Source organism: Acetobacter pomorum (assembly GCF_002738225.1).
Classification (GTDB): domain Bacteria; phylum Pseudomonadota; class Alphaproteobacteria; order Acetobacterales; family Acetobacteraceae; genus Acetobacter; species Acetobacter pomorum.
This window is the reverse complement of the sequence record NZ_PEBQ01000057.1, coordinates 22,807-35,811: the sequence shown is the minus strand read 5'-3', so window position 1 is coordinate 35,811 and position 13,005 is coordinate 22,807. Positions and strand designations below refer to the sequence as shown.

Genomic DNA, 13,005 nt, shown 5'->3' with positions numbered 1-13,005 from the left:
GGCCTGGTATGGGCTGGCAACGTATTTGCAAAAAAGCGTGTTCAGGGCAGGGTTAATCCACCCTCCCGCGTTACCAGAGCTTCCACGCCCGGCACAATGCGTTGGATCAGGTCTCCCGCAGGTTGGGGCGTGTTGGTGACAACATGAATGGAGGATGAAGCCGCAATATCCTTGCGTGCGCTCTCCAATGCTTTTCGCGCCTGTTCACGCCAGCCGGGGGTGCGTTCTGTGCCCAGTGCGGCCAGTCCGGCGCGGGCAAGGGCTGCCAGCTGGGCAGATGCCCCCAGTGCTGGCGTAAGGGCCGCATGGCGGGCTGCAACCTGATTGAATGCGGCATCATTCGCCGCCCAGATTGTGAGTTGCCGTTCCAGTTCCGGCCGCAGTTCCACCTTGCCGTTTACAAAAGCGACAGCTGCGGCATTAAACTTTTCAGCCTCAAAACTGTCCGGGCTGGCAATGTCTGCCGGTGTGTTCAAATCCTGTTCCGTGGCTGTCTGCTTATGGCGAATTTGTAAAAACTCATGGTTATGGGCGTAATTGCGGATGGGGGAAACAGCACTGAGCAGCACGCGCGGGACCTGTGTCTCTCCCGCTGCCAGGCGGTCTAGCAGGGTATCGGCATCCTCACGGCTTTTCAGGCCCAGAAGGTCCAGTTTGTCCCGCGTTACGGCCAGCCTGCCATACAGGGTTTGGGGTACGCAGTTTTGCGGGGTGGACCAAAAGCGCTCCGCCACGGCGGCCATGCGGGGCCACAGACGGGCATCCAGCATGTCTTCATCCACTACCTCTGTCCATAAGGCACCTTCGGCCCCCAGTATCAGGGTTTTCTGCTGTTCTGTTAAAGGGGGCACAGGGGCTTCGGGTTTGGTGTCTGTTGGGGTGGCAATGGTGCCGCCGGGGCCGGTTGTCTGGGCTGCGGCCTGTGCCTCTGCGGCATCCTTGCGGGTATCCAGCGGGTCTGTCTCATAATAGGCGGAGGCCGGGAGCAGCCTGTCCAGATAATAAGGGCCGGAAACCACCACCGGCAGGCCTGCCTCTGCTGCCTTTGCCGTGTTGGCCGGGCCGCGCCAGCTTTCTATAATGGTGTGGGGTGGCACGCTGGCGGCCAATATCTCATCCCACCCCATAACGGTTTTGCCATCGGCTTTGAGCATCTGCGCCACGCGGTTTGTAAAACTGGCTTGCAGATCAGCCGGTGTGGCAAAATGATGCGCCTGCATGTAGTGCGCAATGCGGGGGGTGAGTGTCCATTGTTTGGCCACTACCTCATCCCCACCAATATGGAACACAGGGTCCGGGAACAGGGCGGACATTTCAGCATACAGGCCGCGCACAAAAGTGTAGGTGGCGGGGTTTGTGGGGTCCAGCGCCGCGCGGTTGATCTCGGCGCGGTCTGTCGTGTTCATGGGCAGGACAGAGGCGTATTGCGGGTAGGCCAGCAGCATGGCAAAGCTGTGCCCCGGCGTATCAAACTCCGGCACAATGCGAATACCCCTGTCTGCCGCATAGCGCACCAGATTACGGATTTCGGCCTGCGTGTAATACTGCCCGTGGCTGCTGATTTTTTGCAGGCGTGGGTAATGCCTGCTTTCTACCCGAAATGCCGCGCCATCTGAAAGATGCAGGTGCAGCACGTTCAGTTTCACCATTTCCATGGCATCAATCTGCCGCTCAACGGTGGGGATGGACATGAAATGACGGCTGACATCCAGCATTAGCCCCCGCCATGTAAAACGCGGGCTATCCTGAATATGCGCCTGCGCCATAACGGGACCTGTGGCCTCACGCCGCACAAGTTGCACAAGGCTGGCAAGGCCGTGCAGCACACCGGCAGGGCCTTGTGCGGTAAGGGTTATGCCATCAGGCCCCACATCCAGCGTATAATCCTCCCGCATGGTGGGGGCGGGAAACGTGGCCTCACGCGCATACTGAATGTGAATGGGGAAAGTGTTTTTGTCTTTTCCCGCATTTTCAACAGAAACAGTCTGCCCGGCCACTATGCTCATGCGGTTTGCAAAGCGCTGCACGGCGCGGGTTAAAAGTGGGGTGGGGGGGCTTTGCCAAATCACCTGCCATCTGGCGGGCAGGGCAAAAGCGGATCCATCCGTTTGCAGGGTGCTGGGTGCGGGCATAATAACCGGCGGCTGCGGTGCGTTAAACGCGGCGGGCGGCGTGGTATCTGCTTTGGCGGGCGCAGAGCATGTGCCAAAACCCGCCAGCACAGCCAAGGCGCACCCAGCGGCCAGAACACGCAAGCCCCTACGGATGGAAAACCCCTTTATCATGCAATCGCCTTTCCATGCGTGAGATTGCGGGCAAGTTGGCAGATCCATGTGGCATCAGTGTGCCATCCGGCCAGTTCTGCTGCTTTTAATACCGCTCCACCAATAGGCGGTAGCGTGGCGGGGTGCGGCTTTGCCCCCAGCATGGAGGTTACGGTTTGCAGCACAACGGGGTTGTGCATCACGCTGCCGCCGTAGCTCCATGCCAAGGGCAGGGGAGAAGGCGGCAGGTTGCTCACCTGTTTGGCCGTTGTATGGGCCAGTTCCGCCAGATGCCCGCCAGCGGCACGCAGCAGGGCTATGGCGTATGTGTCTTCACTTAGGGCCAGTGTGTGCACGGTTGCTGCTACATCTCCCACGGCGGAGCGAGGGTGTGTGCGAGTGCGCAGCCATTCCCGCAGGGCATCTGGCGCGGTGGAGCCTGTGGTGGGGAGGTTCAGGCTGCGTAGCAGTGCTTGCGCAAACGTGGCAAAAGGCACGGAAGGATCATCCAGATACCGCGTGGCATAACCTAGGGCTTTGCGGCCTATCCAGTATCCGCCGCCTTCATCCCCCAAAAGCCAGCCCCAGCCGCCAGCGCGTGCTGTTTGCCCGTTTGCGTCCACCGCCATGGCAACAGAGCCGGTGCCCGCCAGCACAAACACACCGGCCTGCCCGGCAAAGGCCGCGCGGTGTGCGGTTTCTACATCGTTTTCCAGCCACAGCCGCACATCGGGGCCAAGGGCTGCGCGGGCCACCTGTTCCTGCTGGGCGGAGGAAGGGCGCGCGGCATCATACCCCGCCATGCCCAACACGGCAGATTGCAACGTGGTGCGGGGCATCTGTTCTAAAAGGTTGCGCAGGTTTTCGGCCCATTCCGGCCTGTCAAACGGGTTGCAGCCGGAGCCGGTGGCATGGGCCAGCACGGTGGCATCGGGCGCTATCACCACCGCACGCGTATGGGTGCCGCCGCCATCCAGCGCCAGAATGGTGGGTTGGGCGGGCATCAGGCGTGGGCCTTTGCGGGTGTTTGTGCAGCAATACGCGCCAGAGCCTTGCGCAAGTGCCCGCCACATAGCGCCAGAAGCTGCTGGGCCTGCGTAACATCCAGCCCGTGGCGCAGCAGCACGGCCAGCTTGATGCTGCCATTGGCCTGTTGTAGCGCGGCTTCGGCCTGCGCCTGTGTGCATCCTGTAAGATGGCGCAACATGCGGTGCGCGCGCCGCACCAGCTTGGCGTTAACAATGCGCATATCCACCATTTGCCCGCGCCATGTATGGCCCAATCGGATCATCAATGTGGTGGAGAGCAGGTTGAGCGTAACCTTTTGCGCCGTGCCGGCCTTCATGCGGGTGGAACCTGCCACCACTTCCGGCCCGGTCTGGATCAGCACCGGGTATTCCGCATTCAAAAGGCGCGTGTTGGGGCTGCATGACATGCCAATGCACAGGCTGCCAGCTTCTTTCGCGGTTTCCAGCGCAGCGCAGGTGTAAGGCGTGCCACCGCTGGCTGCCACACCTATTATAACATCCTGCGCAGTAGGGGCGTGGGCACTTATGGCGCGGCGGGCTTCGGCTTCATCATCCTCGGCCCCTTCCACGGGGTTGAACAACGCGGCATCGCCCCCCGCCAGCATGAGCACCAGCCGTTCGGCTGGCCAGCCATAGGTGGGAATAAGCTCTACCCCATCTTGCAACCCAATGCGGCCCGATGTGCCTGCACCTACGTAAAACAGGCGACCTCCAGCTTCTAACCGCGGCACGGCGGCCGTAATGGCGGCTTCCAGTTGTGGCAGGGCAGATTTTACGGCAGCCACGGCTCCAAGCTGGCTTTCCAGCAGGGCTTCCAGCACCGTGCCTGTGGGCCATATATCCAGATCCGTGTAGCGGGCATCCAGCGTTTCTGTGTGGGCAAGCGGAACAGAGGCAGGCTGGAGCATAAGTGGAAACCTTTATAAAACTAACGGTGACTTCTCTTTTGTATCACATAGCGCAGGCCGGCCAGCCCAAACAGTGTGATCATGCCCAGCACAATCAGCCAGACAAAGGCCAGTGGTTTGCCGTAGGGGTGCAGATACATCATGGCCAGCACCATAAGCGGTACGCTCAGGCCAAAGGCGGGGGCCAGTGTGCGGGCTTTTAAACCGGGCCACGTCATGCCCGCTATAAAGCTGGCTAGCATGGGGCCATACCCACATGCGGCAATGGAAAGCCCCACGAGCACGGCAGACTGGCTACCCTGTGCAAACATGCCAGCACACACCACCAATGCCCCGGCCCAGAACAGCGTGATAACCCGTGCAAACCCCAGGCCGGAAAGGCCAAGCCTGCGGGCAGCCCATGCACAGGGGACGGCAAAATCTCCCATTGTGGCGGCTGTCATGGCGGACAGTGTGGCGGAGAGAGACCCCATAGTGGCAGCCAGCACGCCTGCCAGCATCAGCCCCCGCAGGCCGGAGGGCAGTTCCTGCGCAATATAGGCGGGAAAGATGGCATCTGGCGTGGCAAAACCGGCCTGATGCAGGCTTGCACCGCCATGATGCATCCATAACAGCACACCCACGCCAGAAAGCAGCGCAAACAAAAGCCCCACACCCACAGCACTGCCCATAAGGGCCAGCCGTGCATCACGCAGGCAGCGGGCTGCCAGCACGCGCTGCACCATAAGCTGATCTGTGCCGTGCGAGGCCACGGAAAGCACCGTGCCGCCCAAAAGGGCCGCCAAAGGTGTAAAGGAACTTGTAAAAGGTGGCGTGTTATAAACAAACAAATCAAACCGACCTGCGGCTTGCAGCGTATGCAGCACACCCGCAGGGGCTGCGTGCCATAGCAGGGCAAGGCAGGCCGCAGAGCCAAACAGATACAGCCCGAACTGAATACTGTCTGACCACACAACAGCGCGCAGGCCACCGCACAGCGTATAAAACAGCGTAACAAGCATAATGCCGCCCAGCAGCACGGCATGGGGCAGGCCCATATGTGCGGCATCCAGCATGGCGGCCAAGGGCAGCATGCCAGCAAACAGACGCACGGCCTCGGCCAGCAAACGGGTGATGAGGAATGTGGAGGACGCCATGCGCTGCATGGAAGCACCAAAGCGCTGGCCCAGCCAATCATACGCGCTTAGCATTTTGCCGGACTGATAAAGGGGCAAAAACTTCCATGCCACAATGGCGCGGCCTATCAGATACCCCAGCGCCAGCCCCACAAAAACCATGCCGCTGCCATAGGCAATGCCCGGCACGCTGATAAGCGTAAGAGTAGAGGTTTCTGTTGCCACAAGGGAAAGGCACAGCGCCCACCAGGGCAGATCTCCATGCCCTTCAAGGTAAGCGGTGGCGGAGGTCTGGCGCCCCGCAAGCCCCAGCGCCAGAAGGGGCAGGGCTGTCAGATACGCCAGCATGACCAGCAGATCGGCACTTGTCATATCTGGCGCAAGGGTTTGGGCATGATGGGGTGACGCTCAGAACGAGAGGGCAGGAAACACCACCAGCGTAGTTTTGCCGCCGTGAAAGATCAACACGTTCAGAATGTATCTTCCTGGTGTTTGGGCAGGTTTTTCCAACAGTCCAGCGCACGTTGGCGGCCCAGTTTAAGGTCCACAATGGGGGCCGGATACGCCAGCCGCTGCGTGCTTTTCCAAGGTGTGTGGATGGTTTTGTTATCCAGCGCTGCCAGCTCCGGCACCCATGTGCGGATATATTGGCCCGTTGGATCATATTTTTCAGATTGCCCGACAGGGTTGAAAATACGGAACCACGGGGCGGCATCAATACCCGTGCCCGCTCCCCATTGCCAGTTCATGGCATTTACGGCGGCATCTGCATCTATAAGCTGAGCGTAAAACCAACGTTCGCCTTTTTGCCAGTCTGTTAAAAGATGTTTGGTTAAAAAGGAGGCCACAACCATGCGCACGCGGTTGTGCATCCAGCCTGTGCGGGCCAGTTGGCGCATGCCGGCATCTACCAGCGGAAACCCCGTTTGCCCCTGCTGCCATGCGGCCATGTCTGCGGCATGGGTGCGCCACGGCATATGGTTAAACTCCGGGCGCAGGTTGCGGGTGGCCAGGTCTGGCGTGGTGAACATCTGCATCCATGCAAAATCCCGCCATCCCAGTTCTGCCAAAAACTTTTCTGCATCCGTGGTCAGTTGCGGGTTGCGCTGTTGCGCATGGCGAATGGCATGCCAGATCTGGCGTACAGAAATCTGTCCCACCCGTATGTAGGGGGAAAGTTGCGATGTCCCGTGTGCCACATCGGCGCGGTCGCGCTGTGTTGCGTAATGTGGCAGCGCATTTTCCATAAACTGATGCAGGTTGGCGTGGGCGGCTTTTTCTCCACTTGTCCAGCCGGGGGGTAAAGGAGGCATCTGCGTGCCAACGCGGCCAAGGTGCACGCCCTGTGGCAACGTAAGCGGGGCTGCGGGCACATAGCCTTTGCCACGCATATCGGGCGCGGGCAGCGGGGGCGGAGGTTCGGGCAAATTCTGCGCGGCACGCCACCATGCGGTAAACACACGGTAAGGCTGGCCCGCCTGTGTGCGTATGGCCCAGGGTTCAAACAACAGGCGGCCAGTGCAGGAATGCACAGTCATCCCCTGTTTCTTCAGGCTGGCATGCACATCCGTATCTGCCGCAATGCCCGGGGCATCATACCGGCGGTTCCAGAACACATCTGTGGCATTTACGGCCTGCGCCAATGCGGGCACAGAAAGCCGTGTGGGCCCGCAGAGCATAAAAAGCGTAACCCCGTGGGCCTGCAAACTGCTGGCCAGTTGCGCACAGGCCGCCTGCGCCCAGCCTGCAATGCGGGTGGCCGAGGTATTCTGCAAGGCGGCATCCTGCACATAGGCGCACAGTATGGGCTGGCCAGTGGCACAGGCAGCGTGCAGGGCGGGGTTATCGGCCACGCGGTAATCATCACGCAGCAGAACCAGAACAGGGGCGGGAGTATCAACCATATGCCATGTGGTGCCGTTAGAGATGCGCGCATGCAATGGGGTGGGGCATATTTTGTAGCTGTGCCGGGTTTTGGGTGGTCGCTAGAGTGTGAAGGCACCACACTATGGTCATGCGCGTTGGTGGTGCCATATCATGCACCAGTCAATACGGCAGGAAAGGGGATCAGGCCATGGCAGATCATGCATCAGAAAGCTGCGGTGCCGGTGGGTGCGGCCCACGTGGCCCGCTGACCCTGGAGCAGGAGCAGATCCTGTTTGGCCACGGAACGGAGTATCCCGGTTCCAGCCCGCTGAACCATGAAAAGCGCGAGGGGGCGTATCATTGTGCAGCTTGTGGGGCGCTCTTGTTCCGCTCTGCCACCAAATATGAAAGCGGGAGTGGCTGGCCCTCATTTTGGGCAGCAGAGCCGGATGCTGTTGCCACCCGGCGCGATTCCAGCCACGGCATGGTCCGCACCGAGGCCCATTGCGCCCAGTGCGAGGGGCATCTGGGCCACGTGTTTACAGATGGCCCACCCCCTACGGGCCTGCGCTATTGCATGAATGGTCTGGCGCTGGATTTCAGGCCCGATCCGCAGCGGGCCACCTCTGCCGGTGGGGCCTCCTATGTTGATCATTCAAGCGGCTGGGCCTCTTGAAAGCAGCATACCTCCTGCTTACGTGAATGAGCATGACAACACATGCTCTGGCTCATACCGGGTTTTCCTCTTTTCGTGGGGGGCAGTCTGCCAGCGGGCAGCCCTCTGCGGATGCGTTGCGCCGCCTTAAACGGGCACAGCGTTTTGCATGGTTGCTGGATGCGGCTATCAGGCTACCAGGAACACGAGTGCGTGTAGGGGCGGATGCCATTGTGGGGCTGGTGCCCGGGGGTGGGAGCACGCTTATGGGCCTGCTTTCATTCTATGTGGTGTGGGAAGCATGGCGCATGGGCCTGCCCCTTAAATTGCTGCTGCGCATGGTGGGCAATATTGCCGTAGAAGCCGCCGTGGATGTGGTGCCCGTAGCAGGGGATCTGCTGGATGTTGCCTTTAAGGCCAACATGCGCAATGTGGCGATTATGGAAAACTGGCTGGGTGTGCCGCCTTCTGCCGCCACGCGCAAAAAGTAGAGCACAGTCTTTTTAAAAAGTGTGGTTTTACAAAACAGGGGCTGCCCAAATGGGTAGCCCTTTTGCATATCCGGCGCGTTAGGGGGCTAAACATGCAGGGTGGCCCACCATGTTTAGCCTGCGTTGCAAGAAAAAGGGATGTAGGCGGCGCCATTTTGCAGCACAACAACGGCACAGAATGCCGGTGGTAGGCAAGGGGGATTCCAGCGCCTCTCGTTCTTCCGCCTCGCAGGCAGGAGAAAACACGCCGTGCAGCCGCCCGATAGCAGTGCCCCCACCACATCCACCCCAAAGCCCGCGCACGGCGCACCCCATGTGCCGGAGGCTCCGCAGCTTGCCGGGCTGGAGGCATCTGTTCACAAGCTGGAAAACACGGTGCGCCGTTTTTACCGGCTGGCCGTTATGGTGGTTACGGTTACGGCGGCAGGGCTGTTTGTAAGCTCTGGCGGCGCGGTGGTGATGGTGGTGTTTGCCTCTGCCCTTGTGGCGGTGGTGCTGCATGCGGCTGCGCGCATTCTCTCCCGCCTGCTGCATATTCCCCAATGGCTGGGCGTTATGCTGTTTGTGCTGCTGCTGGTGGGCTGCCTTTCCCTTGTGGTGCATGTATCCGGCCCGGAACTGATGGTGCAGCTTTCGCACCTGCATGCCGCATTAACCAGCGAGCGTGATGCCCTGCACAGCATGCTGGATAACAACCCGCTGGGCCATACGGTGCTTAACCATTTTCCGCGCTTTCTGGGCGGCAACATGGTGCCCGATGGGCACGCAGGCACAGATAATGGCATGGATTTTGCTGGCTCCATGACCAACGTGCTCACCTCCACCTTCGGGTCTGTAGGCACTATGGTGGTGATTATTATTGCCGGCGTGTATTTTGCGCTTTCCCCCCATTTGTATGCCAATGGCATTTTGCGCATAACGCCTGTGGCCTACCGCAGCACCATGCGCACCGTGCTGCTGACAACTGCCCATGCCCTAACAGCCTGGGTAGCGGGCCAGATGCTGGATATGACAGTTGTGGGCCTGCTGACATGGAGTGGCCTTTCCCTGCTGGGTATGCCGCTGGCGCTGCCCTTGGGGCTGGTGGCGGGGCTGGCCAATTTTGTGCCGTATCTGGGCACGTTTATCGGGGCTGTACCTGCGCTGCTGATTGCGCTTTCCGTTGGCCCGCGTGAGGCCATGATGGTGGCGGGCCTGTATGCTGCCATCCAGACGTTTGAAGGGTATGTGATGTCTCCCTTCATTCAAAAGCGTGCGGTGCGCATGCCGCCTGCACTCACCATTCTTTCGCAAACCATTTTTGGGGCATTTTTAGGCATGTGGGGCTTTATTTTTGCTTCCCCCATTACTGCGGTGCTTCTGGCCGTGGCCAGCCGCCTTTCCGCACCACTCCCCCCGAATGAGGAAGTGTAATTTGCCCCACGCATAGGGCAAACGGGCTGTTTTTTTTAGAGTTTCCCACTGGTCATAATAGAACAGGACATGCAAGCTGATGACGGCAAAAAGTTCCGCAGGAAGGAAATCCCGCATGTCCACCACGCCAGATGCGTATCAGAAGTTTCGTAATTTAAGCCCGTTTGAATTGAAAGATGAGCTGATAAAGCTGGCCTCTGGCCGTGCCCAGCAGGCCATGCTGGATGCCGGGCGTGGGAACCCCAATTTTCTGGCCACGTTGCCACGGCAGGGTTTTTTTCAGCTTGGCATGTTTGCCACGGCAGATTCAGCCCTCACTTTTTCCTACATGGCGGAGGGTGTGGGCGGCGTGCCCCGGCGTGAGGGCATAGAGGCCCGGTTTGAAGCCTTTTTGGCAGATAACCGGAATGTGCCGGGTATTTCCTTTTTGCGCCGTGCCGTTTCTTACGTGCGAGACCAGCTTGGCCTGCCCGCAGATGAATTTTTGCTCGAAATTACATCCGGTATTTTGGGGTGTGATTACCCCACACCGCCGCGCATGCTGCGTTATACGGAAAAAGTAGTACGCCATTACCTGCTGCACGAAATGGCAGGCGGCAGCATGCCCGAAAGCACAACAAACCTGTTTGCGTTGGAAGGTGGCACGGCGGCTATCAGCTATATTTTTGCATCATTGCGTGAAAACGGGTTGATCAACCCGGGGGATAAAGCCGCCATCGGCATGCCGGTATTTACCCCGTATGTGGAAATTCCTGAACTGCGAGATTACCAGTTGCAGGAGGTGGCCATTAACGCCAGCCCGGAAGAAGGTTGGCAATACCCGGATGAAGAGCTGGACAAGCTGCTTGATCCCTCCGTTAAAATCTTTCTGGTGGTCAACCCCAGCAACCCACCATCTGTGCGCATCAGTGATGAGGGGCTGGCCCGCATTGCCGAGATTGTAAAAAAACGGCCAGACCTCATTATCGTGACCGATGATGTGTATGGCACGTTTGCAGATGATTTCCGCTCCATTTACGCCATCTGCCCGCACAACACCATTCTGGTCTATTCTTTCTCCAAGTATTTTGGCGCAACAGGGTGGCGTCTGGGCGTGATAGCCATGCACCAGCAGAACGTGCTGGATGAGGCTCTGGCTGCCTTGCCAGAAGCCGAAAAGGTGGAGCTGGACAAACGCTATGCCTCGCTCACGCCGGATGTGCGCAACCTGAAGTTTCTGGACAGGATGGTGGCAGATAGCCGCACCGTAGCGCTTAACCACACGGCTGGGCTTTCCACCCCGCAGCAGGTGCAAATGGTGCTGTTTGCCCTGTTTGCGCTGATAGATGGGCGCGATGCCTACAAAAACGCGCTTAAACGCCTGCTGCACCGGCGTGAACTGGCCCTGTATCGGGATCTGGGCGTAAAAGCCCCGGATGATGCTGGCAGCACGCATTATTATACGCTGATTGATCTGGTAAATGTGGTGACACAGCTTTACGGCACGCGCTTTGCCCGCTGGCTGATGACGCACATGGATTACCAGACCATTCTGTTCCGTATTGCAGAGGAAACAGGCGTGGTGTTGCTGCCCGGTGATGGCTTTGCCGTCAAGCGGCCTTCGGCCCGTGCCTCATTGGCCAATCTGAACGAATATCAGTACGCTGCCATAGGGGCTGCCCTGCGCCGTATGGCCGGGGAGTATTATGAGCGCTACCGGCAGGAAAAAGGGCTGAACAGTAAGGGGGAATAATCTGCTCCCCTCAAACTGTGTTATGTCTTGCAGGTAGAAAAATGTTGTTTTTCAGTATTTTATATTATGTGTGGGAGCGTTGATAAAGTGCGCGCACTTATAAATCGCCTGCAAGATGTTTTTCGGCCAGCGCCCAAGGAAGGCATGGTTGAAATTTGTGGGGAGAAGGATTGGGATATTCCCGCCTTTTTTATGGACCCCTGTGCCGGGCGGGATCAGGTTGTTAATGCAGTGCAGGCCGGAGGGTGGAAAAGCTTTGAAGCACCCATGCCCCAGTATTTTGCTGCGGCCGTAAAGCAGGCGCAAAAGGGGCTGGTTGTGGATGTAGGGGCCAATACCGGCTTTTACAGCCTGCTTTCCCTGTGTGTTTCACGGCGTATCAAGGTTTGTGCGTATGAGCCCTTGCCGCCTGTTTTTAACATTTTGCAGGAAAATATCAGCCAGAACGGTTTTTCAAAAAGAGTAACGCTTTCACCTTTTGCCGTTAGCAATAGCAATGCGGTTTCCACCCTGTATGTGCCAGATGCAGGGCATGGGCTGGTGGAAACCAGTGCCTCGCTGAATGCGGAGTTCAAGGAGCATATTGGCAGCCACCAGAGTGTGACAGTACGCAAGCTGGATGATCTGCACCCCGCAGGTTCCCACGTGGCGATTATGAAAGTGGATGCAGAAGGGCATGATCTGGACGTGCTGCACGGCGCAGAGGCCCTGATGCAGCGTGACAGGCCCATAGTGTTTGTGGAGGTGCTTTTGGGCGCAAATGAAACCGGGCTGACAGACGTGCTGCAACGGTGTGGGTATCAGGATATTGTTCTGTTTCCCAACGGTGCCTCCCAACCCGGCAACCGTGTGGTGCACGAAACACTGGCATGGAACCATATGTGGGTGCCGCAGGAAAAAGCTATTCCAACCGTGCAGCTATAATAAGCGGGTTTGCAATACAAACAGGCCCTGTTTGCGCCAACAGGGCCTGCACTTTGTAAAATGCGTGGCGGCTTTATGCGTTATGGCCAAAAACCGGGCGCGTGCTTTCAAACAAAAACCACGTGCGGCGTTCTGTTTCATCAATCCAGTTTTCAATCAGGCTGGTGGTGGCCACATCCCCGGCATCGGATGCAATGGCATGCACGGCCCGCAAGCGCTTGGTCAGGGTCAGGTTATCTTCCCGCAGTTCCGCCAGCATGTCTTCAGGGGTTACGTACAGGGCATCGTTATCAGAAATTTTGGTTTTGCGGGCAATTTCCCCCACAGAATGGAGCGTAGTGCCGCCAATTTTACGGGCACGCTCGGCCATGGGGTCTGTCATGGCAAAAATCTGTTGGCTCTGTTCATCCAAAAGCAGGTGATAATCCCGAAAATGGCGCCCACTCATATGCCAATGAAAATTCTTGGTTTTAATATACAGGGCAAACACATCGGCCAGAACTTCGGACAGGCCACACGCAACGGCCTTAACCTTATCGGCCTTCAGGTCTGTTGGCGTGCCAAGATATTCCTTGATATGGGCTTCTTTTGCTGTGGTTGTGCTCATGG

Annotated in this window: 12 protein-coding genes; 6 read left to right on the top strand and 6 right to left on the bottom strand. The window is 58.4% G+C overall.

All coding sequences use genetic code 11. From position 1 onward, the window contains the following. Positions 1 to 41 precede the first annotated feature (41 nt). The 5 genes from CSR02_RS03960 to CSR02_RS16975 form a co-directional block, all read right to left on the bottom strand. Positions 42 to 2,285, bottom strand: a complete 2,244-nt coding sequence (locus tag CSR02_RS03960) for a beta-N-acetylhexosaminidase (protein WP_099540645.1) — start codon at positions 2,283 to 2,285, stop codon at positions 42 to 44. Then, positions 2,282 to 3,337: an N-acetylglucosamine kinase gene (locus tag CSR02_RS03955; RefSeq protein WP_244176766.1), complete on the bottom strand. Its 1,056-nt coding sequence runs from the start codon at positions 3,335 to 3,337 to the stop codon at positions 2,282 to 2,284. Before CSR02_RS03955 ends, CSR02_RS03960 begins: the two co-directional genes overlap by 4 nt. Further along, positions 3,268 to 4,200 carry an N-acetylmuramic acid 6-phosphate etherase gene (locus CSR02_RS03950; protein ID WP_099540643.1) on the bottom strand — a complete coding sequence of 311 codons (933 nt, stop codon included), beginning with the start codon at positions 4,198 to 4,200 and terminating at the stop codon, positions 3,268 to 3,270. The genes CSR02_RS03955 and CSR02_RS03950 overlap by 70 nt, the downstream gene beginning before the upstream one ends. 20 nt (positions 4,201 to 4,220) lie before the next feature. Further along, positions 4,221 to 5,687, bottom strand: coding sequence for a sodium:solute symporter (locus CSR02_RS03945; protein ID WP_099540642.1), 1,467 nt, complete (start codon positions 5,685 to 5,687; stop codon positions 4,221 to 4,223). A gap of 98 nt (positions 5,688 to 5,785) precedes the next feature. After that, positions 5,786 to 7,219, bottom strand: coding sequence for a cryptochrome/photolyase family protein (locus tag CSR02_RS16975; RefSeq protein ID WP_099540665.1), 1,434 nt, complete (start codon positions 7,217 to 7,219; stop codon positions 5,786 to 5,788). On the opposite strand from CSR02_RS16975, the gene CSR02_RS16510 reads away from it, so the two are divergent. The 6 genes from CSR02_RS16510 to CSR02_RS03910 all read left to right on the top strand — a co-directional run bounded on the left by CSR02_RS16510 (position 7,220) and on the right by CSR02_RS03910 (position 12,396). Then, positions 7,220 to 7,450, top strand: coding sequence for a hypothetical protein (locus CSR02_RS16510; protein WP_167384091.1), 231 nt, complete (start codon positions 7,220 to 7,222; stop codon positions 7,448 to 7,450). It abuts the gene before it with no gap. Continuing rightward, positions 7,390 to 7,857, top strand: a complete 468-nt coding sequence (gene msrB, locus CSR02_RS03935) for a peptide-methionine (R)-S-oxide reductase MsrB (RefSeq protein ID WP_099540664.1) — start codon at positions 7,390 to 7,392, stop codon at positions 7,855 to 7,857. The genes CSR02_RS16510 and msrB overlap by 61 nt, the downstream gene beginning before the upstream one ends. A gap of 32 nt (positions 7,858 to 7,889) precedes the next feature. Continuing rightward, on the top strand, positions 7,890 to 8,327 hold the full coding sequence (locus tag CSR02_RS03930) for a DUF4112 domain-containing protein (RefSeq protein WP_099540663.1): 438 nt from the start codon (positions 7,890 to 7,892) through the stop codon (positions 8,325 to 8,327). Between the two features lie 249 nt (positions 8,328 to 8,576). Beyond that, entirely contained in the window at positions 8,577 to 9,740 is a 1,164-nt protein-coding gene (locus CSR02_RS03925) for an AI-2E family transporter (protein ID WP_099540641.1), read from the top strand. 115 nt (positions 9,741 to 9,855) lie between these two features. Next, positions 9,856 to 11,472 carry a bifunctional aspartate transaminase/aspartate 4-decarboxylase gene (locus CSR02_RS03915; RefSeq protein ID WP_042786998.1) on the top strand — a complete coding sequence of 539 codons (1,617 nt, stop codon included), beginning with the start codon at positions 9,856 to 9,858 and terminating at the stop codon, positions 11,470 to 11,472. 87 nt (positions 11,473 to 11,559) lie between these two features. Then, positions 11,560 to 12,396: an FkbM family methyltransferase gene (locus CSR02_RS03910; RefSeq protein WP_167384090.1), complete on the top strand. Its 837-nt coding sequence runs from the start codon at positions 11,560 to 11,562 to the stop codon at positions 12,394 to 12,396. A 73-nt stretch (positions 12,397 to 12,469) separates the two neighbouring features. Here CSR02_RS03910 and CSR02_RS03905 read toward each other — a convergent pair whose 3' ends face one another. Further along, positions 12,470 to 13,003, bottom strand: coding sequence for a Dps family protein (locus CSR02_RS03905; RefSeq protein ID WP_042786996.1), 534 nt, complete (start codon positions 13,001 to 13,003; stop codon positions 12,470 to 12,472). Positions 13,004 to 13,005 lie beyond the last annotated feature (2 nt).

What these genes read in the sequence shown, in the direction of transcription:
- CSR02_RS03915 (WP_042786998.1), top strand. Translation starts at nt 9,856, where the DNA reads ATGTCCACCACGCCAGATGCGTATCAGAAGTTTCGTAATTTAAGCCCG.
- msrB (WP_099540664.1), top strand. Translation starts at nt 7,390, where the DNA reads ATGGCAGATCATGCATCAGAAAGCTGCGGTGCCGGTGGGTGCGGCCCA.
- CSR02_RS03945 (WP_099540642.1), bottom strand. Translation starts at nt 5,687, where the DNA reads ATGACAAGTGCCGATCTGCTGGTCATGCTGGCGTATCTGACAGCCCTG.
- CSR02_RS16510 (WP_167384091.1), top strand. Translation starts at nt 7,220, where the DNA reads ATGCCATGTGGTGCCGTTAGAGATGCGCGCATGCAATGGGGTGGGGCA.
- CSR02_RS03950 (WP_099540643.1), bottom strand. Translation starts at nt 4,200, where the DNA reads ATGCTCCAGCCTGCCTCTGTTCCGCTTGCCCACACAGAAACGCTGGAT.
- CSR02_RS03955 (WP_244176766.1), bottom strand. Translation starts at nt 3,337, where the DNA reads ATGTGGCGGGCACTTGCGCAAGGCTCTGGCGCGTATTGCTGCACAAAC.
- CSR02_RS03905 (WP_042786996.1), bottom strand. Translation starts at nt 13,003, where the DNA reads ATGAGCACAACCACAGCAAAAGAAGCCCATATCAAGGAATATCTTGGC.
- CSR02_RS16975 (WP_099540665.1), bottom strand. Translation starts at nt 7,219, where the DNA reads ATGGTTGATACTCCCGCCCCTGTTCTGGTTCTGCTGCGTGATGATTAC.
- CSR02_RS03960 (WP_099540645.1), bottom strand. Translation starts at nt 2,285, where the DNA reads ATGATAAAGGGGTTTTCCATCCGTAGGGGCTTGCGTGTTCTGGCCGCT.
- CSR02_RS03930 (WP_099540663.1), top strand. Translation starts at nt 7,890, where the DNA reads ATGACAACACATGCTCTGGCTCATACCGGGTTTTCCTCTTTTCGTGGG.